Source organism: Mesorhizobium sp. M3A.F.Ca.ET.175.01.1.1, from assembly GCF_004791945.1.
Taxonomy (GTDB): domain Bacteria; phylum Pseudomonadota; class Alphaproteobacteria; order Rhizobiales; family Rhizobiaceae; genus Mesorhizobium.
The window spans coordinates 1-315 of the sequence record NZ_SRTP01000268.1 but is presented as its reverse complement, the minus strand read 5'-3'; the positions used below and the strand labels follow the sequence as shown (position 1 = coordinate 315).

1 pseudogene is annotated in these 315 nt (G+C 59.7%); it reads left to right on the top strand.

The features are described 5' to 3' along the window. Window positions 1-14: 14 nt before the first annotated feature. Window positions 15-315 (top strand): annotated as a pseudogene (locus tag EN818_RS31595) (glycerol-3-phosphate transporter permease); the annotation flags it as partial.

The window sequence follows — 315 nt, the reverse complement described above, 5'->3', positions numbered from 1 at the left end:
ATCAGGAGATCGCCGTGCAAAGCGTCGTATTCCCCAACAAGATCCTGCCCTATCTGCTGGTCGCCCCGCAGATCATCCTCACGGTGATCTTTTTCTTCTGGCCGGCCAGCCAGGCGCTCTATCAGTCCACCATGCGCGAGGATGCCTTCGGGCTGAACAGCAATTTCGTCGGCCTGGCGAATTTTTCCGCGGTACTTTCTGATTAACGCTACCTCAACTCGTTCCAGGTCACCGTCGTTTTCAGCATCCTCCCCCCTCTTGTCTCCATGGGGCTGGCGCTGCTGCTGGCAGCGGCGGCAGACAGGGTGGCGCGCG